Annotated in this window: 25 protein-coding genes; 15 read left to right on the top strand and 10 right to left on the bottom strand. The window is 63.1% G+C overall.

Annotation, left to right across the window (positions count from 1 at the left end):
• Positions 1-3 precede the first annotated feature (3 nt).
• Genes QQL76_RS07300 through QQL76_RS07280 form a run of 5 tightly spaced genes read right to left on the bottom strand, consistent with a single transcriptional unit; the run spans position 4 to position 3,797 of the window.
• Complete coding sequence (locus QQL76_RS07300; protein WP_499206999.1) at positions 4-714, bottom strand: XdhC family protein; 711 nt, start codon at positions 712-714, stop codon at positions 4-6.
• A gap of 6 nt (positions 715-720) precedes the next feature.
• Positions 721-1,080 (bottom strand): XdhC family protein, encoded by a 360-nt coding sequence (locus QQL76_RS07295; protein ID WP_499206998.1) that lies wholly within the window; start codon positions 1,078-1,080, stop codon positions 721-723.
• A 16-nt stretch (positions 1,081-1,096) separates the two neighbouring features.
• Positions 1,097-2,356 carry a vWA domain-containing protein gene (locus QQL76_RS07290; RefSeq protein ID WP_499206997.1) on the bottom strand — a complete coding sequence of 420 codons (1,260 nt, stop codon included), beginning with the start codon at positions 2,354-2,356 and terminating at the stop codon, positions 1,097-1,099.
• A gap of 5 nt (positions 2,357-2,361) precedes the next feature.
• Positions 2,362-3,285: an AAA family ATPase gene (locus tag QQL76_RS07285; protein ID WP_499206996.1), complete on the bottom strand. Its 924-nt coding sequence runs from the start codon at positions 3,283-3,285 to the stop codon at positions 2,362-2,364.
• Between the two features lie 17 nt (positions 3,286-3,302).
• Complete coding sequence (locus QQL76_RS07280; protein WP_499206995.1) at positions 3,303-3,797, bottom strand: PNPOx family protein; 495 nt, start codon at positions 3,795-3,797, stop codon at positions 3,303-3,305.
• 236 nt (positions 3,798-4,033) lie between these two features.
• Between QQL76_RS07280 and QQL76_RS07275 the strand changes: the two genes are divergently transcribed.
• The 4 genes from QQL76_RS07275 to purB all read left to right on the top strand — a co-directional run bounded on the left by QQL76_RS07275 (position 4,034) and on the right by purB (position 8,354).
• Entirely contained in the window at positions 4,034-5,173 is a 1,140-nt protein-coding gene (locus tag QQL76_RS07275) for a type 1 periplasmic-binding domain-containing protein (protein ID WP_499206994.1), read from the top strand.
• 5 nt (positions 5,174-5,178) lie between these two features.
• Positions 5,179-6,195 (top strand): P1 family peptidase, encoded by a 1,017-nt coding sequence (locus tag QQL76_RS07270; protein WP_499206993.1) that lies wholly within the window; start codon positions 5,179-5,181, stop codon positions 6,193-6,195.
• An 81-nt stretch (positions 6,196-6,276) separates the two neighbouring features.
• A complete protein-coding gene (gene rpe, locus QQL76_RS07265; protein ID WP_499206992.1) occupies positions 6,277-6,957 on the top strand; it encodes a ribulose-phosphate 3-epimerase in 681 nt (226 codons plus the stop codon).
• An 89-nt stretch (positions 6,958-7,046) separates the two neighbouring features.
• Complete coding sequence (purB, locus tag QQL76_RS07260; RefSeq protein ID WP_499206991.1) at positions 7,047-8,354, top strand: adenylosuccinate lyase; 1,308 nt, start codon at positions 7,047-7,049, stop codon at positions 8,352-8,354.
• Between the two features lie 24 nt (positions 8,355-8,378).
• Here the strand turns inward: purB and QQL76_RS07255 are convergent, their stop codons facing one another.
• Positions 8,379-8,792, bottom strand: coding sequence for a hypothetical protein (locus QQL76_RS07255; protein ID WP_499206990.1), 414 nt, complete (start codon positions 8,790-8,792; stop codon positions 8,379-8,381).
• Positions 8,793-8,946: 154 nt separating this feature from the next.
• On the opposite strand from QQL76_RS07255, the gene QQL76_RS07250 reads away from it, so the two are divergent.
• Entirely contained in the window at positions 8,947-9,510 is a 564-nt protein-coding gene (locus tag QQL76_RS07250; protein WP_499206989.1) for an RBBP9/YdeN family alpha/beta hydrolase, read from the top strand.
• Between the two features lie 28 nt (positions 9,511-9,538).
• Here the strand turns inward: QQL76_RS07250 and QQL76_RS07245 are convergent, their stop codons facing one another.
• Together QQL76_RS07245 and QQL76_RS07240 are read right to left on the bottom strand one after the other, a co-directional pair.
• Entirely contained in the window at positions 9,539-10,303 is a 765-nt protein-coding gene (locus QQL76_RS07245; protein WP_499206988.1) for an HpcH/HpaI aldolase family protein, read from the bottom strand.
• A 25-nt stretch (positions 10,304-10,328) separates the two neighbouring features.
• Positions 10,329-10,652: a DUF1476 domain-containing protein gene (locus QQL76_RS07240; RefSeq protein ID WP_499206987.1), complete on the bottom strand. Its 324-nt coding sequence runs from the start codon at positions 10,650-10,652 to the stop codon at positions 10,329-10,331.
• 289 nt (positions 10,653-10,941) lie between these two features.
• Here QQL76_RS07240 and purC point away from each other — a divergent pair, with 289 nt between their 5' ends.
• From purC to QQL76_RS07220, 4 genes are all read left to right on the top strand, one after another.
• Positions 10,942-11,706 carry a phosphoribosylaminoimidazolesuccinocarboxamide synthase gene (purC, locus tag QQL76_RS07235; protein WP_126010082.1) on the top strand — a complete coding sequence of 255 codons (765 nt, stop codon included), beginning with the start codon at positions 10,942-10,944 and terminating at the stop codon, positions 11,704-11,706.
• 18 nt (positions 11,707-11,724) lie between these two features.
• On the top strand, positions 11,725-11,967 hold the full coding sequence (gene purS / locus QQL76_RS07230; RefSeq protein WP_499206986.1) for a phosphoribosylformylglycinamidine synthase subunit PurS: 243 nt from the start codon (positions 11,725-11,727) through the stop codon (positions 11,965-11,967).
• Positions 11,968-12,135: 168 nt separating this feature from the next.
• On the top strand, positions 12,136-12,918 hold the full coding sequence (locus QQL76_RS07225) for a hypothetical protein (protein ID WP_499206985.1): 783 nt from the start codon (positions 12,136-12,138) through the stop codon (positions 12,916-12,918).
• A complete protein-coding gene (locus QQL76_RS07220) occupies positions 12,915-13,943 on the top strand; it encodes a GSCFA domain-containing protein (RefSeq protein ID WP_499206984.1) in 1,029 nt (342 codons plus the stop codon). The genes QQL76_RS07225 and QQL76_RS07220 overlap by 4 nt, the downstream gene beginning before the upstream one ends.
• 57 nt (positions 13,944-14,000) lie before the next feature.
• Here the strand turns inward: QQL76_RS07220 and QQL76_RS07215 are convergent, their stop codons facing one another.
• Complete coding sequence (locus QQL76_RS07215) at positions 14,001-14,957, bottom strand: phytanoyl-CoA dioxygenase family protein (protein WP_499206983.1); 957 nt, start codon at positions 14,955-14,957, stop codon at positions 14,001-14,003.
• A gap of 201 nt (positions 14,958-15,158) precedes the next feature.
• Complete coding sequence (gene kynA, locus QQL76_RS07210; protein WP_499206982.1) at positions 15,159-15,998, bottom strand: tryptophan 2,3-dioxygenase; 840 nt, start codon at positions 15,996-15,998, stop codon at positions 15,159-15,161.
• A gap of 123 nt (positions 15,999-16,121) precedes the next feature.
• On the opposite strand from kynA, the gene purQ reads away from it, so the two are divergent.
• From purQ to QQL76_RS07180, 6 genes are all read left to right on the top strand, one after another.
• Positions 16,122-16,796, top strand: coding sequence for a phosphoribosylformylglycinamidine synthase subunit PurQ (gene purQ / locus QQL76_RS07205; protein WP_499206981.1), 675 nt, complete (start codon positions 16,122-16,124; stop codon positions 16,794-16,796).
• Complete coding sequence (locus QQL76_RS07200; protein ID WP_499206980.1) at positions 16,793-17,212, top strand: hypothetical protein; 420 nt, start codon at positions 16,793-16,795, stop codon at positions 17,210-17,212. Before purQ ends, QQL76_RS07200 begins: the two co-directional genes overlap by 4 nt.
• 51 nt (positions 17,213-17,263) lie before the next feature.
• Positions 17,264-19,504: a phosphoribosylformylglycinamidine synthase subunit PurL gene (gene purL, locus QQL76_RS07195; RefSeq protein WP_499207136.1), complete on the top strand. Its 2,241-nt coding sequence runs from the start codon at positions 17,264-17,266 to the stop codon at positions 19,502-19,504.
• A gap of 45 nt (positions 19,505-19,549) precedes the next feature.
• A complete protein-coding gene (locus QQL76_RS07190) occupies positions 19,550-19,783 on the top strand; it encodes a BolA/IbaG family iron-sulfur metabolism protein (protein ID WP_126010077.1) in 234 nt (77 codons plus the stop codon).
• 133 nt (positions 19,784-19,916) lie between these two features.
• The gene (gene grxD, locus QQL76_RS07185; RefSeq protein ID WP_499206979.1) at positions 19,917-20,252 is read left to right on the top strand and encodes a glutaredoxin family protein; all 336 of its coding nucleotides are present in this window, start codon (positions 19,917-19,919) and stop codon (positions 20,250-20,252) included.
• A gap of 319 nt (positions 20,253-20,571) precedes the next feature.
• Positions 20,572-21,759, top strand: a complete 1,188-nt coding sequence (locus QQL76_RS07180) for a multidrug effflux MFS transporter (RefSeq protein WP_499207135.1) — start codon at positions 20,572-20,574, stop codon at positions 21,757-21,759.
• Positions 21,760-21,772 lie beyond the last annotated feature (13 nt).

Genomic DNA, 21,772 nt, shown 5'->3' with positions numbered 1-21,772 from the left:
GGCTCATCCGCCCGTTGATCCGGAAGGCCCCACGAGTGGCCGCCGGCGCAGGCTTTCGATGATCTCGCCGAGGATTGCCACGGCGATCTCGCCGGGGCTCGCCGCACCGATGTCGAGCCCGATCGGCGCCTTGATGCGGGCAGCCACGTCCTCGCTCACACCCGCCTCGCCCAGACGTTCCAGGCGTTTGCCGTGCGTTTTCCGGCTCCCGAGCGCACCCACATAGAAGCAGCCGGCCTTGAGCGCCGCCTGGATCGGATAATCGTCGATCTTCGGATCGTGCGTGACGGCGACGAGCGCCGTGTATCGATCGAGCGGCGCATCCTTCAGCACGTCCTCGGGCCAATCGGCAAAGAGCGCTGTGCCTTCGAAACGCTCCGGCGTCGCGAAGGCCGTGCGCGGATCGATGATCGTCAGATCGTAGCCGGCGATCGCAGCCATGGGCGCCAACGCCTGGCTGATGTGGACCGCGCCGATCACCACGATGCGCGGCGGCGGTACATGAACGTTGAGGAAGTAGCTCGTGCCGTACACCTCCTCGATGCGCGACGTTCCGCGCCGAAATGCGGCTTCCACGATCGATGCCAGTGGCCCTTCGATCGTCTCGCCTTCGCGAACGAGCCGGTCGTCGGAACCGTCCAGTGCCGTCAGACGGATCACGGCGCGGCGCGCCTGCCGTTCCGCGTTCAAATCCTGCAGAAGTGTCTGTTCCACGGCCGTTCAGCCCAATTTTTCGACATAGACGCGAATGCGTCCGCCGCAGGAAAGCCCGACGCGCCATGCGGTCTCGTCGGCAACGCCGAATTCCAGCATCCGCGGCGCGCCCGCGGAAATCACGTCCAGAGCTTCGGAGACGACCGCACCCTCGACGCAGCCGCCGGACACCGACCCTTCGAAGTTGCCTTCGCCATCGATCACCAGATGGCTTCCCACCGGACGTGGCGCGGAGCCCCATGTTTCGACGACCGTCGCAACGGCAACCGAACGCCCCTCTTTCGCCCAGCCCTCGGCGATCACCAGCGGATCGTCGGCGAGCACGGCGGACGGCACTGCAGCCAGTTCTATGGATTGCGTCATCATCGTCACATCTCCTCGTTCAGGCCGCGGCGGATCGCCTTGCGGTCATGAAACGCCTCGGGTCCGCATCGCGGCTCTTGCCGGCACCAAGCGCTGCCACCAGCCCGCTGATCGCGTCCAGATTGTGCACCGCGCGGAATTCGTCCACATGCGGCAGCATCGCCTGCACGCCGCGGGCGCGCGGTTCGAACCCGTCGAAGCGCAGAAGCGGGTTCAGCCAGATCAACCGCCGGCAGGATCGGTGAAGCCGGTCCATCTCGCGGGAAAGATCGTCGGTGCCGTCGCGCTCCAGCCCGTCGGTGATGATCAACACCACCGCACCCTGGCCGAGCACGCGCCGGCCCCAGAGCCGGTTGAATTCGGCAAGCGTCGTCGCGATCCGCGTCCCGCCCTGCCAGTCCTTCACGGCGTCCGCGCATTCCGCCAGCGCCTCGTCGGGATCCTTGTGGCGCATTTGCCGCGTCACATTCGTCAGCCGCGTGCCGAAGAGAAAGGTGTGCACCCGCCGGCGGCGCTCCGTCAGCACGTGAAGGAAATGCAGGAATATTCTTGTGTACTGGCTCATCGATCCGGAAATATCGGCGAGAACCACGAGCGGCGGATGCACCTCGCGCCGATGCCGGTAGGCCGGCAGGATCAGTTCGCCGCCGCTTCGCAGCGCGCCCCGCATGGTCGCACGCGGATCGATCCGCCCCGGCCGGTGCGTCGGCCGGAACCGCCGCGTCACCACCCGGTCGTCCGGCAGCACGAGGTCGGCAAGCGCCTTCTTGGCGCGCGCGATTTCCGGCGCCGTCATCTGCGCGAAATCGGTCTTGCGCAACACCTCGTTGCCGGACGATGAGAAGCGCGCATCCACCTCGATTTCGGGTTTTTCTTCCGGCGGGCGGGCCTTCTCGTGCCCCTCGAACAGCGCCTGCGAAACGCGGGTTTCACCGGCCTTCAGCTTCTGGCGTTCGCGCATGTCGGGCGCGACCGGCGAGAACATCGCGATCATCTTCTCGACGAGGTCGCGCGACCGCCAATAGAGGCGGAAGGCCTCGTCGAATATCACATGATCCTCGTGCCGGTTGACCAGCACCGAATGCAGCACCCAGTAGAAATCGTCGCGATCGCCGACGCCGGCCGTCTTCACCGCCTCGATCGCATCGGTCACGGCCGCAGGGCCGACGCGCATGCCGGCCTTGCGCAGCGTGCGCGCGAAATACACGATGTTGTCGGCAAGCCGCCCGTCAAAGGCGTCCGTCGTGCTCAGCTTCATGGTCTCAAGATCGGTGACCATCGCGCTCACTCCGCCGCGGCCAGGCCCGCCTTCACCTCGTCGAGGATCTTGCGGCCTTCGCCGGTGCCGATCCGCGCAATGTCTTCCTGGTATTTCAACAGCGTGCCGAGCGTATCGGACACGGTCTGCGGGTCGAGCGCCATGCGATCGAGTTCGGTCAGCGCGCTCGCCCAATCGATCGTCTCGGCAACGCCCGGATTCTTGAAGAGATCGATGGTGCGCAGCTTCTGCACATAGGCCACCACCTGGCGCGACAGATCCGCATTGCAGTTCGGCACCTTGCGCCGCACGATCTCGAGCTCGCGCTCGGCATTGGGATAATCCACCCAATGATAGAGACAGCGGCGCTTCAGTGCGTCGTGGATCTCGCGCGTCCGGTTCGTCGTGATGATCACGATCGGCGGCTCGTCCGCCTTGATCGTCCCGATCTCCGGGATCGTGACCTGATAGTCGGACAACACCTCGAGCAGAAACGCCTCGAAGGCCTCGTCGGTCCGGTCGAGCTCGTCGATGAGGAACACCGGCGCACGACCTTCCTTGGCCTCCAGCGCCTGCAGCACGGGGCGTCGGATCAGGAACTTGTCGGAGAAGATGCCCTTCTCGATCGCACTCCTGTCGGTGCCGCCCGTCGCTTCCGCCATGCGGATTTCGAGCATCTGCGCCGGATAGTTCCACTCGTAGACGGCCGAGGCGACATCGAGGCCTTCGTAGCACTGCAGCCGAATCAGCGGCCGGTCGAGGCCCTTGGCCAGCACCTTGGCGATTTCCGTCTTGCCGACGCCCGCCTCGCCTTCCAGGAACAGCGGCCGCTTCATCTTCAGCGCCAGAAACACCACCGTCGCCAGATCGCGCCCGGCAACGTAGTCATTGGCATTGAGCAGCGTCAGCGTCTCGTCGATAGAGGCGGGAATGGCGTGTGCGTCGGACATGGCGTCTCCAAGGCTCCTCAGAGGTCCCGGTACTTCCGGTCGAGATAGATGAGAGCCGGCCTGTGTTCGCCGAGCCTCAGGCCGACAACCTGCCCGAACACCACCATATGCGTCGACATGGGCTTTAGTTCGAGCACGCGACAGTCGAAGACCGCGCGCGCATCGCCAAGCGTCGGCGCCCCTGTCGTGATCGTGTCCCACGTACCGACCGAAAACCGCTCTTCGTCCGTCATATCGGCAAAGCCGGAAAAGGCATTGGCGACCGGCACGTGATCGATCGCCAGCGTGTTGATCGCGAAGGAACCGGCATTGAAGAACGTCTCGTTGCGCGGGTTCGTGCGGTTGATGCAGACCAGCACCGTTGGCGGCGCATCGGACACCGAGCAGCACGCCGTCGCCGTCATGCCGCGTTTGACGCCGTCGAGCTCCGCCGTCACCACATGCACATGCCCGGCGAACCGGCTCATGGCTTCGCGATAGTCTTCGGGCGTGATCGACTGCTTGTGAAGCACCAGGAACCTCGAGAAACGTTTGTGGCAGGCAGGCACGAGCCGCGCGCGCCCGCTCCTTTTACATAGGCGGTGAATGACGCAATTACAGGACCGCTCTTGCGCCTTTGACGGCGTCGTCGTCAATCCGCGCATCGCACATGCGGGCTCAAGCTAAGCATGTCAGGACGCTATTTGATGTTGGAACGGCGGCGCCTTGCGTCTACACATCAGGCTGGGATTGCGAAGGGACGAACCTCGTGGTGAAAGCCGTAGCCAAAAGCTCGGGTCAGGCAGTCGCGCTCGCCGTGGCGGTCGCGATGCTGCCTGCGGCCGCAAGCGCTGAGGAACTCCGCCTCGGCCTTATCGCGCCGACCGATGGCACGCTCGCGATCATCGGCGAACAGGCAGGCATCGCGCTCGATGCCTTTGCGACCTCCCACACCAATCTGTCGGTCGCCATCATCGATGCGGTCGAACCCTGCAGCGATGCGAATGCGGCAGGTGCAGCCGAACTCATGGTCGACTCCGATGTCGATGCCGTCATCGGCCTCTTCTGTGCCGAGACGGTCAATCAGGTGATGCCGATCCTGGCCGATGCCGACATTCCGGCAATCAGCGTCAGCCTGCGAGCCGGCATCGTCATGGAAGATGCGCTGGCCGGCGGGTGGCCGCTCTTTCGCATCGCGCCTTCAGCCGAAGCGGAAGCGACGGCAATCGCGCAAGCCATTGCCGCGCGCTGGTCGGACGAGCCCTTCGCGCTGATCGAAGACGGCACGATCTACGGCCGCGATCTTGCCGAAACGGTGCGGCTTGAACTGGAGCAAGGCGGCATCACGCCGAGCTTCATCGACAATTACCGTCCCGCCGAGGAGCTGCAATTCGGCCTCGTCCGGCGGCTCGCCGCTGCCGGCGTCAGCCACGTCTTCGTCGGTGGCGACCGGGCCGATGTCGCGATCATGGCGCGCGATGCCGCTCAGGCAGGTCTGAACCTCACCTTCATGGGCGGCGATGCGCTCCAGGCTGCCGATGGCGCAACCCCGCTTCCCGACGGCGTGCTGGCGATGGTCGCCGAACGCCCGGCACCCGACGACGAAGCAGCCGGCGCCATCGAGGCCATTGAAACACTGCTGCGCGAGCGCGACGATCTCGACCGCCGCGCCGACGACGCCTATCTGCTGCCCATCTACGCCGCCGCCGAAATCGCTGCCGTCGCCAAGGCTCTGGCATCGAGCACCGGAACGGACCTCGCCGAGACGCTGCGTACGGAAACCTTCGCGACAACAATCGGACCGGTCGAATTCGGCACCGACCAGTCCGACGAGGCACCTTACGTGCTGCGCATTTCGCAGAATGGCCGCCTCGTGCCGCTCGATGGCACCGAGCGCGCAAGTCGGTAGACACCATGCGCCCCGGCTCGACCAACAGTTTGACGGATGTTTCGGGCCTGCTCGTCGGCAATGCCGAAGATCATCGCCTGAAATCGGGCGTCACTGTCGTCGTCTCCGATCGGCCCGCCACCGCCGCGGTCAAGATCCTCGGCGGCGCGCCCGGCACGCGCGAAACCGATCTCCTCGAGCCCGAAAACACTGTTGCCGCGGTTGATGCGATCGTGTTGTCCGGCGGCTCCGCCTTTGGGCTCGATGCAGCCTCGGGCGTCCAGGCGCGCCTGCGTGAAACGGGGCGCGGCTTTGCCGTTGGCGATCACCGCATACCGATCGTGCCGGCCGCCATCCTGTTCGATCTGATGAATGGCGGCGACAAGGCCTGGGGCCGCTACCCGCCCTACCGCGAGCTCGGCTATGATGCCGCACAAGCTGCCGCAAAGACCTTTGCCATCGGCTCCGCAGGTGCCGGCGTCGGCGCGCTTACGGCCGGCCTGAAGGGTGGGCTAGGCACGGCATCCACCGTCATGTCCGATGGCACGACCATCGCCGCGCTCGTCGCCGTCAATGCCGTCGGCTCCGTCGGGTTCGGCGATCAGGGCCATTTCCTGGCAGCGCCGTTCGAAAAGAATGTCGAATTCGGCGGCCTCGGCCTGCCCGCCACCGTGCCGCAAGATGCCGACCATATCATCACCAAGCTCGGCACACACGAGCCCGGCGGTGCCACCACGATCGCGGTAATTGCCACCGACGCCGTGCTGACCAAGGCTGAAGCGAAGCGCCTGGCGAGTGCCGCCCATGACGGCTTCGCCCGCGCCATTTGGCCGGCCCACACACCGATGGATGGCGACCTCGTCTTCGCGCTTGCCACCGGCACGAGCGGTCGCGCCTTTGCCAATATCGACGCGATCGCGCTCTGTGCTGCCGCATCGGCCACCATGGCCCGCGCCATCGCGCGCGGCGTCTATGCCGCAACGCCTGCCGTGGGCGACGTCCTGCCCACATGGCGCCAGAAATTCGGGGATGCGCCGCGCTGAGCGCGCCCACGCGCGTTGTGCCGCCCGGCCACAGGTGTTAACGCGTCCGCGCGCCGCCAGAAATCCCGGAGACCCCGCACAATGTCCGCCAAGCGCCCGATCCGCATCGCGCCCTCGATCCTCGCGTCCGACTATGCCCGCCTCGGCGAGGAAGTGCGCGACGTCGTCGAAGCCGGCGCCGACTGGATCCATCTCGACGTGATGGACGGCCATTTCGTTCCGAACATTTCCTATGGCCCCGATGTCATCAAGGCGCTGCGACCCCACACCGACGCGGTCTTCGATTGCCATCTGATGATCGCGCCCACCGACCCCTATCTCGAAGCCTTCGCCAAAGCCGGCTGCGACATCATCACCGTCCATGCCGAAGCCGGCCCGCATCTGCATCGCTCGCTGCAGGCAATCCGCGCGCTCGGCAAGAAGGCCGGCGTCTCGCTCAACCCCGGAACGCCCGAGCATGTGGTGGAATACGTCCTCGACATGGTCGATCTCATCCTGGTCATGAGCGTCAATCCGGGCTTCGGCGGCCAGAAATTCATACCCGGCGTCGTCGAGAAGTGCCGCAAGCTCAACGCCATGATCGGCGACCGGCCGATCGATCTCGAGATCGATGGCGGCATCACGCCCGAGACCGCACCGCTTGCCGCGGCCGCCGGCGTCAACGCGCTCGTCGCCGGTTCGGCCGTCTTCAAGGGTGACGGCGTCGAGGGCTACCGCGCCAATATCGACGCCATCCGCCAGGCCGCCGAAACCGCACGCTGAGCGACTTCGTCCACCGCATTTGAGCAAGCCGGCCACCTCTGCTAGAGGCTCCGCAGCTTCCCTTCCCATCGTCAAAGACAGGCCCGCCGATGATCCCGCGCTATTCCCGCCCCGACATGGTCGCCATCTGGTCGCCGGAACAGAAGTTCCGCATCTGGTTCGAGATCGAGGCGCATGCCTGCGACGCGCTAGCCGAACTCGGCGTCATCCCCAAGGAAGCCGCCGCCACCATCTGGGAAAAAGGCGGCAAGGCCGAATTCGACGTTGCCCGCATCGATGAAATCGAAGCCGTCACCAAGCACGACGTCATCGCCTTCCTGACCCATCTTGCCGAATTCATCGGGCCGGACTCGCGTTTCGTGCACCAAGGCATGACGTCGTCGGACGTTCTGGACACCACCCTCAACATCCAGCTCGTGCGGGCCGCCGACCTGCTTCTCGCCGACATGGACCGCGTTCTGGCTGCCCTGAAGAAGCGCGCCTTCGAGCATAAGGACACCGTCCGCATCGGTCGCAGCCATGGCATCCATGCCGAGCCGACGACGATGGGCCTCACCTTCGCGCGCTTCTATGCCGAGATGGCGCGCGGCCGCGACCGGCTCGTCGCCGCCCGTGCAGAGATCGCCACCGGCGCGATTTCGGGCGCCGTCGGCACTTTCGCCAATATCGACCCTTCCGTGGAAGAGCATGTCTGCGCCAAGCTCGGCCTGAAACCCGAGCCGATTTCGACACAGGTCATCCCGCGCGACCGGCACGCCATGTTCTTCGCCACGCTCGGCGTTATTGCCTCGTCGATCGAGAACGTCGCCGTCGAGATCCGGCACATGCAGCGCACCGAGGTCCTGGAAGCGGAAGAGTTCTTCTCACCCGGCCAAAAGGGCTCGTCGGCCATGCCGCACAAGCGTAACCCGGTGCTTACCGAAAATCTGACCGGTCTCGCCCGCCTCGTGCGCATGTCGGTCACGCCCGCGCTCGAAAACGTCGCGCTCTGGCACGAGCGGGACATCAGCCATTCGAGCGTCGAGCGCGCCATCGGCCCTGACACGACGATCACGCTGGACTTCGCGCTGAACCGCCTCGCCGGCGTCGTCGAGAAGCTGGTGATCTATCCGGACAACATGCTGGCCAACATGAACAAGTTCCGCGGCCTGATTCACTCGCAGCGCGTTCTGCTGGCGCTGACCCAGGCCGGCGTCAGCCGCGAGGATTCCTACCGTCTTGTCCAGCGCAACGCGATGAAAGTTTGGGAGGAAGGCAAGGACTTCCTGACAGAGCTCCTCGCCGACGCTGAAGTCACGGCCGCCCTTTCGGAAGACCAGATCCGCGAGAAGTTCGATCTCGCCTATCACACCAAGCACGTCGACACGATCTTTGTCCGCGTCTTCGGCGAGGCCTGAGCGGCCCCGCCATCCGGTCTGCGCTTAATCGATGATCTGGAAAACGACGAGGGCCGCAATGAAGAGCCCCGTCATGAACAGGAACGGCCTGCGGTCGAACCAGTCGCGCACAGTGGCATCGGCTCCGGCCATGGAGCTGGCAACGCCGTCCGACACGCGCTTGGCCGTCACACGGCTTGCTGTCGGTTCACGGTGAAGCGTCTCGACCTTCGCCCGGCCGCCAAGCTCGACGCCGTCGACGGGCTCGGCATCGCGTCCAACGGCAGCAGCCGCATCCGTCCGGTTGGCCGTCGAGGTTTCAAGCGCGACGGCAAGCCGCTCGAGCTGCGCCTCGATCCGTGCCATGCGCTGCTCCAGCGCTTGCGCGCCATCGGCGGTATTCGGTGGCGTGACGGTTGCGGCCGACTGGCCGGCGGTCTCTGAAAATTCGTTCGTCATGGTCTGATCCTTTCGTATCTCAACTGAAACGAGGGATTAGACCAAGCCGGCCAAACTGCCCTTGAATGGGCCCATTCAATTCCCATTCAGGGACGTGCAGAAGTCGAGCAACGCAGTTGACATGGCTTCGCCGCAAACGCACATGAGCTTGACCATGAAAGCTGCAGAAACCGACATTCTCATCGTCCCCGGCTACACCAATTCCGGGCCGGACCACTGGCAGACCCGCTGGGAAGCGAAGCTTTCCACCGCACGGCGCGTCGAACAGGCCTCCTGGTCGAAGCCCGACCGCGCCGAATGGACCGCGAGCATGGCCGACGCCGTGAACGCGTCGACCCGCCCTGTCATCATTGTTGCGCATTCTCTGGGCGTGGCGACGGCCGTTCAGGCCATTGCGGATTATCGGCGGCCTATCGCCGGCGCCTTTCTGGTGGCACCGCCCGACGTGGCGAACGAGGCGATCCGGCCCAAGCACCTGATGACCTTCGGTCCCTATTCGCGCGAGCCCCTGCCGTTCCCCTCGATCGTGGTGGCAAGCCGCAACGACCCGTTCTGCGCCTATGACGTCGCCGAGGATATCGCGGGTGCCTGGGGTTCGCTTCTCGTCGATGGTGGCGAGATCGGCCACATCAATGCCGAATCGGGACACGGCCCCTGGCCCGAGGGGCTTCTGGTGTTTGCGAAATTTCTGCAGAAGCTGAGCCCGCCGGTCGCCTGACCGACGGGATCGTTAAAACCAACTTGGTTCAGCCGTTGCGTGCCTGGTCGAGCATCGTGCTCATGCCGAGCGAGAGATAGGCCCCGTCGTGAATGACGGAGAGCAGGTTGAACCCCATCTTGACGTAGGATTGGGTGCGCGGCGCATCGAAGACGAAAACGCCCGCATGCTTTCCCGCGGCCCTCGCCCGGCGCCCGATGTCGGCGATCGCCTCGGTCATCTCCTCATGGTGCGGATCGACTGCCTCGCCGTTCGTCCACGAGATCGAGAAATCCGAGGGCCCGACGAAGACGCCGTCGATCCCCGGAACCGCCAGGATGTCGTCGAGCGCCGCAAGCGCCGCCCGCGTCTCGATCATCGCGAAGGCGACCGTCTTGTCATTGGCCGAACTCAGATAGTCCTGACCCTTCTGAATTCCACGCATCGACAGCGCCCGTGCCGGCCCCCAGGAGCGCTGCCCGACCGGCAGATATTTGGCATGGGCGGCGAACGCCCGTGCATCCTCCACCGAGTTGATCATCGGCGCGATGATGGCGTCCGCGCTGAAGTCGAGCGCCCGGCTGACCATGTCGTTCCGCCCGACCGGTATGCGCACGATCGCGGGCTTGCCTGCAGCGGCAATCGCGAGGATCCCGTCATGCACGCTGTCGACGCTGTGCGCGCCATGCTGCATGTCGAGCGTCACCGCGTCGAAATCGGCGCGAGCGAGAAGCTCCACCACAGCGGGCGCGGCGAGCGTCGACCACGCCGTCAGAACCGTTTCACCGGCATTCAGTCTATCGGCAAGCGTCACGATCGCCCTCCTCCAGGCTCAGACGTCAGTTGCTCTGCACCTGCTGGATGGCCTCGGCCATCAGCTCCATCATCTTGCCGCGCAGCTGTTCGTCGGAGACATGCGCCCCCGCCGCATCGAGATCGCCGCGCACCTTGCGGAACACATCCTCGTCGCCCGCTTCCTGGAAATCGGATTTCACGACTTCCTTGGCGTATTCCGCAGCGTCGTCGCCCTTCTTACCGATCAGGTCGGCTGCCCAAAGGCCCAGAAGCTTGTTGCGCCGCGCTTCGGCCTTGAAGCGCAGATCGGCGTCATGGGCGAATTTGCTTTCGAATGCCTTCTGGCGGTCGTCCATGCTTGCAGCCATGCGTCGTCTCCCGTTTTCGTTCGCATTTCAGTGCCTGTTCGGCACCGTCGGGGCGGACTATGGTCGGATTCCATGTCGTTGAAAAGGCAGCCCGCAACGATGTCGCAGAGATGCGATGCCGTGCCTGAGACGAAAAGGTCGGGCATGGCCGGAACGGAACAATTGTGTCCGCACGCCATATCGGATAAGCACTCGCCACGACATAACGACCATCATCCGGGCAGGACCTGGCTGCGCTGACCAAGCCGCTTGAACACCCTCGCCCGCCACTCAAGAGTAAAAGATCATCATGAACCGTCGCCGCCGCATCTACGAAGGCAAGGCCAAGATCCTTTATGAAGGACCGGAGCCTGGCACTCTGATCCAGTTCTTCAAGGACGACGCGACCGCGTTCAACAAGAAGAAGCACGATGTCATCGACGGCAAGGGCGTCCTCAACAACAGGATTTCCGAATACGTCTTCACCCATCTGAACCGGATCGGCATCCCGACGCACTTCATCAAGCGGCTCAACATGCGCGAGCAGCTGATCAAGGAAGTCGAGATCATCCCGCTCGAGATCGTGGTGCGCAACGTCGCCGCCGGCTCGCTCGCCAAGCGCCTCGGCATCGAGGAAGGCACCGTCCTGCCCCGCTCCATCATCGAGTTCTATTACAAGGCCGATGCGCTCGACGACCCGATGGTCTCCGAAGAGCACATCACCGCCTTCGGCTGGGCAAGCCCGCAGGAGATCGACGACATCATGGCGCTCGCCATCCGCGTCAACGATTTCCTCACCGGCCTCTTCCTCGGCGTCGGCATCCAGCTCGTCGATTTCAAGATCGAATGCGGCCGCCTGTTCGAAGGCGACATGATGCGCATCATCGTCGCTGACGAAATCTCGCCCGACTCGTGCCGTCTCTGGGACATCCAGACCAATGAGAAGATGGACAAGGACCGCTTCCGCCGCGACCTCGGCGGTCTCGTCGAAGCCTACCAGGAAGTCGCGCGCCGCCTCGGCATCATGAACGAGAACGAACCCGTTCGCGGCACCGGCCCCGTCCTTGTCAAATAGCATCCGAGGGAAAGACGAGTGATCAAGGCACGCGTAACCGTAACGCTCAAAAACGGCGTCCTCGACCCGCAGGGCAAAGCGATCGAAGGCGCACTCGGCGCACTCGGCTTCGACGGCGTCGGCCATGTCCGCCAGGGCAAGGTCTTCGACCTGGAATTGCAGACCGACGACCGCACAAAAGCCGAATCCGACCTCAAGGCCATGTGCGACAAGCTCCTGGCCAACACGGTGATCGAGGATTACGCCATCGAAATGGCCTGATGGTTATGTCCTATCCGATCCGGAGGTGTCCGCGTCGGCGGTGGCCGTTTGGTATTCGACAGCCAGGCGACCTACCGAAAATCAGGTGCGCACCTTTTCCGATCTAGGTGCCACGGCCATGCGATCCTCAGAGACCCGATCGCCGAATTTCTTGAAGAGTGAACGCCTATGTCCGATGCCGTGTCACAGGAAGAGATCGTGAGACCTTCGATCGGATACCGCGCGATCATCGCTGGACACTCGCATGTCAACGCAATGGTCGGCTGGCGGCACGAACTGGCACCGACGCTGAGAATCGTTGATGGGACAAGCCATCTGGAGGCTTTGGATGGTCCTTGGCCAAGGCTCGAAGAATACTGGAAAGCCCTTGTTCAGCATGCCGATAACGCCCGTATCGCCATTGTCTGGGGCGGCAATGAACACAATGCGCGCTACTTTTTCCGCGACGCATATGATTTCGATTTTTCATCGAAACACGTCACCAAGATCCTGAATAACATTCAGATCATCGCGCGAAGCACGATCCGCAAACGCTTCTACGAAGGTGGCTTATCCGATCTTGCGGATCTGCTTGATCAGTTGAAAGCGGCCAGGCCACAGCGGTTGGTCATCGTCGGAACACCGCCCCCCAAAAAAGACAATGACCGTCTGCGTACGATGTTCGAAGCCGAGCCGCACTTTCTTGCCTACGCTGAAGCAAAGAAGATCGACCCGGCCGACATTCGCATCACCGAGCCACACATCCGTCTCAAGCTGTGGTATCTGCTGCAAGACATACTGGCTGACGAGGCCAAGAGGATCGGCGGTATCTTCCTCCCGGTCCTGAAGGAAACACAGGATGAGGACGGCTATCTGCGGGATGAGTTCTGGGCAAGTGATGTCACACACGCGAACCCGGCCTACGGCAGGCTGATGCTGGACTATGTCGTCGAGGAGTTGGAGAAGCCATGACCCGCAGTCATCCTTACCAACAGCTTCCGCCAACGTCCTTCTGGTCACGATCAGTGGCAAGGAACTATGCGCCCGCCGAACTTTATCGCGGCAAAGCACCTCTCTTGACGCCAGATGACCGTATAATCTCGGCGGGTAGCTGCTTTGCGGCCAACATCGTTCCGTTTCTTGAGCGCGCGGGCTTTCATTATCTACGTACCGAGCTGATGGACGCGGACGGCGACCGCTTCGGCTATGGCCGCTATTCGGCATCCTATGGCAACATCTATACCAGCCGCCAACTGCTGCAACTCCTGCAGCGAGCCACCGGCGAATTCGCGCCGAAAGAAGATCGGTGGGTCGAAGCTGATGGGGTTTACGATCCGTTTAGACCCGGACTTCCGAACTGCGCCGAAGATGAAGACGAGTTCGACATTCTGATAAGGGCGCATTTGGACAGGGTGCGAGAGGCATTCGCGCAGGCAAGCGTGCTGCTCTTCACGCTCGGCCTGACGGAGGCCTGGTCATCGAGCGATGATGGCGCCGTTTTTCCCGCCTGCCCCGGCACGATCGCGGGCGCATTCGATGGCGAGCGCCATTACTTCGCAAATTTCAATGCCAACGAGGTAGCGAGCGATCTCAAGGCATCGATCGCTACGGCCCGCACCATCAACCCGGACCTTCGCGTGATCCTGACTGTATCGCCTGTCCCTCTGGTAGCGACCGCGACGGACAAACACGTTTTTACGGCAACGACCTACTCGAAGTCTGTCCTGCGTGTTGCGGCGGAAGAGGTTGCGTCGACCGTGCCCGGCGTCAGCTATTTTCCCGCCTACGAAATCGTCATGGGTCCGGAGTCGAACCAGCATTTCGAAGACGACTTGCGAAACGTGAATGCGAAAGGCGTGGCTGCCGTTGTGGAGGCCCTTTTTGCTCATTGCGAGCTTCCGAAAGTTTCCGAGCGTGCGGACGAGACATCATGGCAAAAGCTGCTGTCAGAAGAACTGACACGTCGCGAGTGTGAAGAAACGATGTCAGACAAGTGATCGGCAGCTTCCGCCGTCAGGCGGAAGCTGCCGGCTCCTAGGCCCTTCTACAGCCCTTCAGGCCTGCGTATGGATTCGCGTCGGCAGGCCCGACAGATCGTGGTAGCTCAGCACGCCTTCGGCGAAATTGTGACACACGAGCGCCTTGCGTGACCGGTTTGGATTAGCGCGAGCAGAGCCGCCATGGATCAGATTGGCATGCCAGAAGAGCGTGTCACCCTTCTTGGGCAGGAACAGTTTTCGTTCAAATCCATGCGCCGTGCAAAGTTCGGCGATCGCCGGCTCATAAAGCTTGCTGTAGACGGCGTACCCTTCCTTCCGGAACTGGGCAGGTTCGATGCCCGCTTCCCGGCTAAGCAAATACGGCAGGCGATGACTCTTGGGATAATACTCCAAAGGTCCGCTATCCTCGTCAATATCTTCGAAGGCGGTCCAGCTCGCAACCATAAAACCTGCCGGGTATGTGGTCATGTGGATCGAATCGGAATGAGCACGTTGGCCGCTGCCTGCGTGGCCCATGATTGTCTGAAACGGGACGGTCTTTCGCCCGAGTAGAAGATCCGTCCAACGCATCAGCTTCGGGTGATGCTGCAGGGCTTTCAGTGCGGGGACAGTTAAGGCCGGATCGAGCTTTCGGTCGTAAAGCAGCCCATCGGGGCTCACGACGTCGATTGAACCAAGTTCGCCCGCAAGAAGTGCCTTCTCATAAGCTTCGAAGGCCGCATCCAATTCTTCCGCAGAAAACAATTTCTCAACGACTAGATAGCCGTATTCGACCCAGTAGAGGCACGCCTGCGCTTCTTCTTCGGTGATCCGGCCGGCGGCTCTGCGTCGTTCGATCTCTTCGACAGCATCGGGTGCGTCCAGCCAATTTATCGTGTTGGATTGGGGAAGCGCATCGCCCCGAAATTCTTTGAGTGTCCGGAAATCGAGATCCTTGGCCAGTTCCGGAACTGGCGTCGGATATTTCCAATCACGCCGGCTGGAGAAGAGCTTCGACAAGCGTGCGAACATGGGGTGCCTTTCAACGTAACAGCACGGAACGATAGAGCGGACTTCGCAACGGCGCTGGATAATGGCGAAGCTCAGAACCGCGTGATGCTGGAAATACACGATCGATATGCAACCTGAAAGCGTTCTTTCAATTTGCATACAATGATAAAGGAGACTGCAGCGGGTGCAGGTCGAAGTGCAAACGGCAGAGCAACAAGACCCTCAAAGCGCCGTGCGCACGTCCCACAGTTCCGGAAAGAACGAGCGGTCGAGTGCCGTCTTGAGGTAGCCGACGCCGGATGAGCCGCCGGTGCCCTGCTTGAAGCCGATGATGCGCTGCACGGTCTTCATGTGGCGGAAGCGCCATTGCTGGAACTTGTCCTCCACATCGACGAGCTTTTCCGCCAGCTCGTAGAGCTCGAAATAGCGGTCCGTGTTGCGGTAGACCGTTAGCCAGGTGTCGCGCAGCGCCTCGCTATAGGCGTGATTACGGGAGAAATCGCGGTTGAGAAGCGCGTCGGGCACCGGCAGGCCCTGCCGCGCCAGAAGCGCGATCGCCTCGTCGTAGAGGCTCGGCGCCTTGAACGCCGCCTGCAGGCGCGCATGGTGCTCGGCGTGGTGGCGGTGCGGCGCGAGCATCTTCTCGTCCTTGGCGCCGAGCTTCATCTCCATCATCCGGTACTGGTGAGACTGGAACCCGGACGATTGCCCAAGTGCGGCGCGAAACGTCAGGTAGTCGGAGGGCGTCATGGTGGAAAGCACGTCCCAGGCCGAGACCAACTGCTCCTGGATGCGCGCCACGCGGGCAAGCGCCTTGAAGGCGACGCCCGGCCGATCTTGCCTTATCGCGGCCATCGCAAAATCCAGTTCGTGCAGGATCAGCGATATCCACAGTTCCTGCACGTGGTGGATCACGATGAAGAGCGGCTCGTCAGGCTCGCTCGTCAGCGGTTTTTGCGCCGAAAGCAGCGTATCGAGCTGCAGATAGTCGCCATAGGACATGCGATCGGTGAAATCGAGGTCGATGCCCGCTTCGACGCGGCTGTCCTGGTCGTTCGTCATGCGCTGCTCCGAAATGCCGCATTCAGGCATATTCGCCACAAGAAACCGCCGCAATACCCTCGCCTTCACAGCTCCCATGTTCTAGAAGCGGTGCGAAGTCCTTCCACCGATCCGGACGTTCCCATGAAGTCAGCCGTCATCATCCTCCCGGGCCTCAATCGCGACCGCGACATGATCGCGGCGCTGACCAAGATATCGGGCACGCCACCCGTCACGGTCTGGCAGACGGAAACCACGATCCCCGCCGATGTGGACCTGATCGTGATCCCGGGCGGGTTCTCCTATGGCGACTACCTGCGCTGCGGCGCGATCGCCGCGCGCATGCCCGTCATGCAGGCGGTGCGCGACGCAGCGGCGCGTGGCACGCGTGTCATCGGCGTCTGCAACGGATTCCAGATCCTGCTGGAAGCGGGCCTTCTGCCCGGCGCGCTGATGCGCAACGCCTCGCTGAAGTTTGTCTGCCGCGAAGTGAAGCTCGAGGTCGTCAACACCGAGACGGCGTTCACCAGCCTCTACACCAAGGGCCAGATCATCCGCTGCCCGGTTGCCCATCACGACGGCAACTTCTTTGCCGATCCCGACACGCTGGCGCGCATCGAGGGTCAAGGCCAAGTCGTCTTCCGCTACGCCGAAGGCACGAACCCGAATGGCTCGCTCAACGACATCGCCGGTCTCGTCAACGAAAGCGGCAATGTGCTCGGCCTGATGCCGCATCCGGAAAATCTCATCGAATCCGCCCATGGCGGTGCCGATGGTCGCCCGCTCTTCGAAGCCGCTCTCGGTGCCGTCGCGGCATGATGTCTGCCCCGCGCCTTGCCCTGATCGCAGCACTTGCTCTGCTTGCCGCCTGCCAGTCGGAGCCTTCGGCCGAAGTGCCGGCTGCGGCCGCCGCAGCCTCTGAAAAGAGCGCGGCACTGCGCAACATGGAGCAGGTGGCGATCGCGGCCCACCGCTGCTGGTTTGCCAGCCGCGATCCGGTCTTTGCCAGCTACAGCTTCGCCAACGAACTCAATTCTTTCTCCGGCCAGCCGCGCTTCCTCCTGGTTCCCCGCGGCGATTTCGGCGGCAGGCCGCTTCTGGTCGTCCAGGCCTCCGGCGCCGCCGGAACCGTGACGAGTTTCGGCCCGCTGCTCGATGGCGCTGCCGGTTCCCGCATCCGCGGCGATATCGCGCGCTTCGCCAGCGGCGACGCCTCCTGCGGGACATCCGCCTGATCATCGCCCCGATCACCTCGCTTAACCGACGCCGACAGATCCGAGATGCCCATGCTCCCTGAAAAGATCGCCATCACCCCGGAATTGATCGAAGCCCATGGGCTGAAGCCGGATGAATATCAGCGCATCCTCGACCTGATCGGGCGCGAGCCGACCTTCACCGAACTCGGCATATTCTCGGCCATGTGGAACGAGCACTGTTCCTACAAATCCTCCAAGCGCTGGCTGCGCACGCTGCCGACCACAGGCCCGCAGGTCATCCAGGGCCCCGGCGAAAATGCCGGCGTTGTCGATATCGGCGATGGCGACTGCGTGGTCTTCAAGATGGAGAGCCACAACCACCCCTCCTACATCGAACCCTATCAGGGCGCGGCGACCGGCGTCGGCGGCATCCTGCGCGACGTCTTCACCATGGGCGCGCGCCCCATCGCGGCGATGAACGCGCTGCGTTTCGGTGCTCCAGACCACCCGAAGACCCGCCACCTCGTCTCCGGCGTCGTGGCTGGCGTCGGCGGCTACGGCAATTCCTTCGGCGTGCCGACGGTCGGCGGCGAAGTCGAGTTCGATGCCCGCTACAACGGCAACTGCCTCGTCAACGCGTTTGCCGCCGGCCTCGCGAAGACGGACGCGATCTTCTATTCCAAGGCAGAAGGCGTCGGCCTGCCAGTCGTCTATCTCGGTGCCAAGACCGGCCGCGACGGTGTCGGCGGCGCCACCATGGCATCGGCCGAATTCGACGAGAAGATCGAGGAAAAACGCCCGACCGTTCAGGTCGGCGATCCTTTCACCGAAAAGTGCCTGCTCGAAGCCTGCATGGAACTGATGGCGTCCGGCGCCGTCATCGCCATCCAGGACATGGGGGCGGCCGGCCTCACCTGCTCGGCGGTCGAGATGGGCGCCAAGGGCGACCTCGGCATCGAGCTCGATCTCGACAAGGTGCCCGTCCGCGAAGAGGCGATGAGCGCCTATGAGATGATGCTGTCGGAAAGCCAGGAGCGCATGCTCATGGTGCTGCGCCCGGAAAAGGAAGCGGAAGCCGAGGCAATCTTCACCAAATGGGGCCTGGATTTCGCCATCGTCGGCAAGACGACGGACGATCTGCGCTTCCGCATTCTGCACCAGGGCGTCGAAGTCGCGAACCTGCCGATCAAGGAACTCGGCGACGAGGCACCGGAATACGATCGCCCATGGCGCGAGCCCGGCCTCTATTCTCCGCTGCCGGCAAGCCAGATCGAGGAGCCTTCCGATTACGGCCAGGCGATCCTCGACCTCGTCGGTTCGCCCAACAATGCCTCGCGCCGCTGGGTCTACGAGCAATATGACACGCTGATCCAGGGCAATTCGCTGCAATTGCCGGGTGGCGATGCCGGCGTGGTGCGCGTCGAGGGTCATGCGACCAAGGCGCTTGCCTTCTCGTCCGACGTGACGCCGCGCTATTGCGAGGCGGATGCCTTCGAGGGCGGCAAGCAGGCCGTGGCCGAATGCTGGCGCAATATCACCGCGGTCGGTGCCGAGCCGCTTGCCGCCACCGATAACCTCAATTTCGGCAATCCCGAACGCCCGGAGATCATGGGCCAGCTCGTCAAGGCCATCGAGGGCATCGGTGAAGCCTGCCGCGTGCTGGGCTTCCCGATCGTCTCGGGCAACGTCTCGCTCTACAACGAGACCAACGGCGAGGCGATCCTGCCCACGCCCACCATCGCCGGCGTCGGCATCCTGCCCGATTGGCAGCAGATGGCCCGCATCGGTGGCGCCAAGACCGGTGATGCAGTCATTCTGCTCGGTGGTGATGGCACCCATCTCGGCCAGTCGGTCTATCTGCGCGATGTCCTCGGCCAGGCCGATGGTCCGCCGCCGCCGGTCGATCTGGCGCTCGAAAAGCGCAATGGCGATTTCGTGCGCTCGGCCATCCGCAACGGTCAGGTGACGAGCTGCCACGATATTTCCAGCGGCGGTCTCGCGATCACGCTTGCGGAAATGGCGTTGGCCTCCGGCCACGGCATGGACCTGTCGCTCGAAAGCGCGTCGCAGTCCTCCGGCCAGCCACTCCATGCGCTGTTGTTCGGCGAGGATCAGGCCCGCTATGTCGTCACCGTTCCGGCCGATCTCGCCAATTTCGTCTGCATGAATGCCGAAGGCGCTGGCGTGCCGTTCCGCCGCCTGGGCACGATTGCCGGCGACGCGCTGAAAGTGGATGACCGCTTCGCCATCCCGCTTCGCCAATTGCGCGACGCCCATGAAACGTGGTTCCCTCACTATATGGAGAACCAGATGGCCGCCGCAGTGGCCTGACCCGTCGCCTATCCTGGCCGACGTCGAACAAGGAGACCCTCACCCATGCCGATGAGTGCCGGTGACATCGAGAAAATGATCAAGGAAGGCATTCCGGATGCGCGCGTAACGATCCGTGACCTCGCCGGCGACGGCGATCACTATGCCGCCGAAGTCGTCTCGGAGAGCTTTCGCGGCAAGAACCGCGTGCAGCAGCACCAGATGGTTTACAACGCGCTAAAGGGCAACATGGGCGGCGTGCTTCATGCACTCGCATTGCAGACCAGCGCCCCGGACTGACGGGGCAAAGATACAGCTTCGTCTGATCGCCGCCTTGCGCGCAAACTCGACAAGCCCTGCCCGATCTCCTATCTAGAGGCCACCGACACCAATCCGTTGCCGGCGCCTCGACCGGCAAACGAAGGACATTCTCATGAGCGCGATCAACGATTTCATCGACAATGAAGTGAAGACCAACGACGTCGTCCTCTTCATGAAGGGCACGCCCCAGTTCCCGCAATGCGGTTTCTCCGGCCAAGTCGTGCAGATTCTCGACTATGTCGGCGTCGACTACAAAGGCATCAACGTGCTGGCCGATGCCGATCTGCGCCAGGGCATCAAGGACTACTCCAACTGGCCGACGATCCCGCAGCTCTATGTAAAGGGCGAATTCGTCGGCGGCTGCGACATTATCCGCGAGATGTTCCAGAACCAGGAACTGCAGTCGCATTTTGCCGACAAGGGCGTCGCGGTTCGCAGCAACGCCTGAGCCCGTCTAGCTCCATCGACTGATCCGAAAGCCGCGCCCGCCGCGGCTTTCATCGTTTTGGGTGATCCTTCGATACAGATCGTTCATCCATTGCCGGACGATTTCCGGTTGCGTTGATGCCGATCCCGGCTAGTCTCTTCGCGCTCGCAGCATTTTTCTGCACCTGTCGCCCGTCCGTGCCGCGTTGCGCACGCCTCGGGTCTTTCGCCTTTCGGCACCCGAGGTTCCCATGGACGACCAACCGATACGATCGGCAACCCATGCCGCATCGCGAGATGCCGTCGCTGCGCCACCGGCGCCCGCCGGACCACCGCCGCCTCTGTCGCGGATGGAATTCATCGCGATGGTCGCCTCGCTGATGGCGCTCAACGCGCTGTCGATCGACATCATGCTGCCGAGCCTTCAGCAGATCGGCGAATCGCTCGGCGTCGCCGATGCCAATCAACGCCAGCTCGTTCTGTCCGCCTATGTGGTCGGTTTCGGCGGCGCCCAGCTCTTCTTCGGGCCGATCGCCGATCGCTTCGGGCGCCGCAAGCCGCTGCTCATCGGCATCGTCATCTACGCCATCTGCGCGGGCCTCGCTGCCCTCTCGACGAGCTTCGGAATGCTGCTGCTGCTGCGCATGGCGCAAGGCATCGGAGCCGCAGCGACCCGCGTCATCGCCGTCACGCTGGTGCGCGATGTTTTCGGCGGCCGCCAGATGGCGGAGATCATGTCGATCGTCATGATGGTGTTCATGGTCGTGCCGGTCCTGGCGCCAGGCTTCGGTCAGTTGATCATGTTCTTTGGCGAGTGGCACCTGATCTTTGTGTTCATCGCGCTCGTCGCACTTGCGGTGCTGGCATGGGTCGCCCTTCGCTTGCCCGAGACGCTGAAGCCGGCCGATCGCCGGGAATTGCGCTTCGGCAAGATCATGGAAGCCTTCCGCATCGTGCTGTCGAACCGCATGTCGGTCTGCTATGCCTTTGCCACCGCGGCGGTCTTCGGCGCAATGTTCGGCTTCTTGAATTCCGCGCAGCAGATCTTTGTCGAAGTCTACGGCCTCGGTGTCTGGTTCCCGGCCGTCTTCGCGCTGGTCGCAACCTTCATGGCGCTCTCGTCCTTCATCAATTCGCGCCTCGTCGGCCGCTTCGGCATGCGCACCCTGTCCCATGGCGCCCTTGTCGGCTTCATGTCGGTCTGCTTCGTCTGGCTGCTCGCGTCACTTGTGGGCACCCTGCCCCTTTGGCTCTTCCTCGTCTTCTTCATCGCGGCCATGTTCCAGTTCGGCTGGATCGGCGCAAACTTCAACGCGCTCGCCATGGAGCCGCTCGGCCATGTGGCCGGCACCGCATCCTCCGTCCTCGGCTTCCTCCAGACGGCAGGGGGCGGCCTGATCGGCGCGCTGATCGGCCAGCTCTATAACGGCACCGCGCTGCCACTGGTCGCAGGCTTCTGTGCCGTGTCCTTCATCGCATTCGTTCTCGTGCTGGTCGCCGAACGCGGCCGCCTCTTTTCAAGATTATGATCCGGATCGTCCC

The sequence above is a fragment of the Rhizobium albus genome (genome assembly GCA_030160035.1).
Classification (GTDB): Bacteria; Pseudomonadota; Alphaproteobacteria; order Rhizobiales; family Rhizobiaceae; genus Georhizobium; species Georhizobium albus.
The sequence above is the reverse complement of the archived record's forward strand: the minus strand, read 5'-3'. Positions and strand labels throughout refer to the sequence as shown.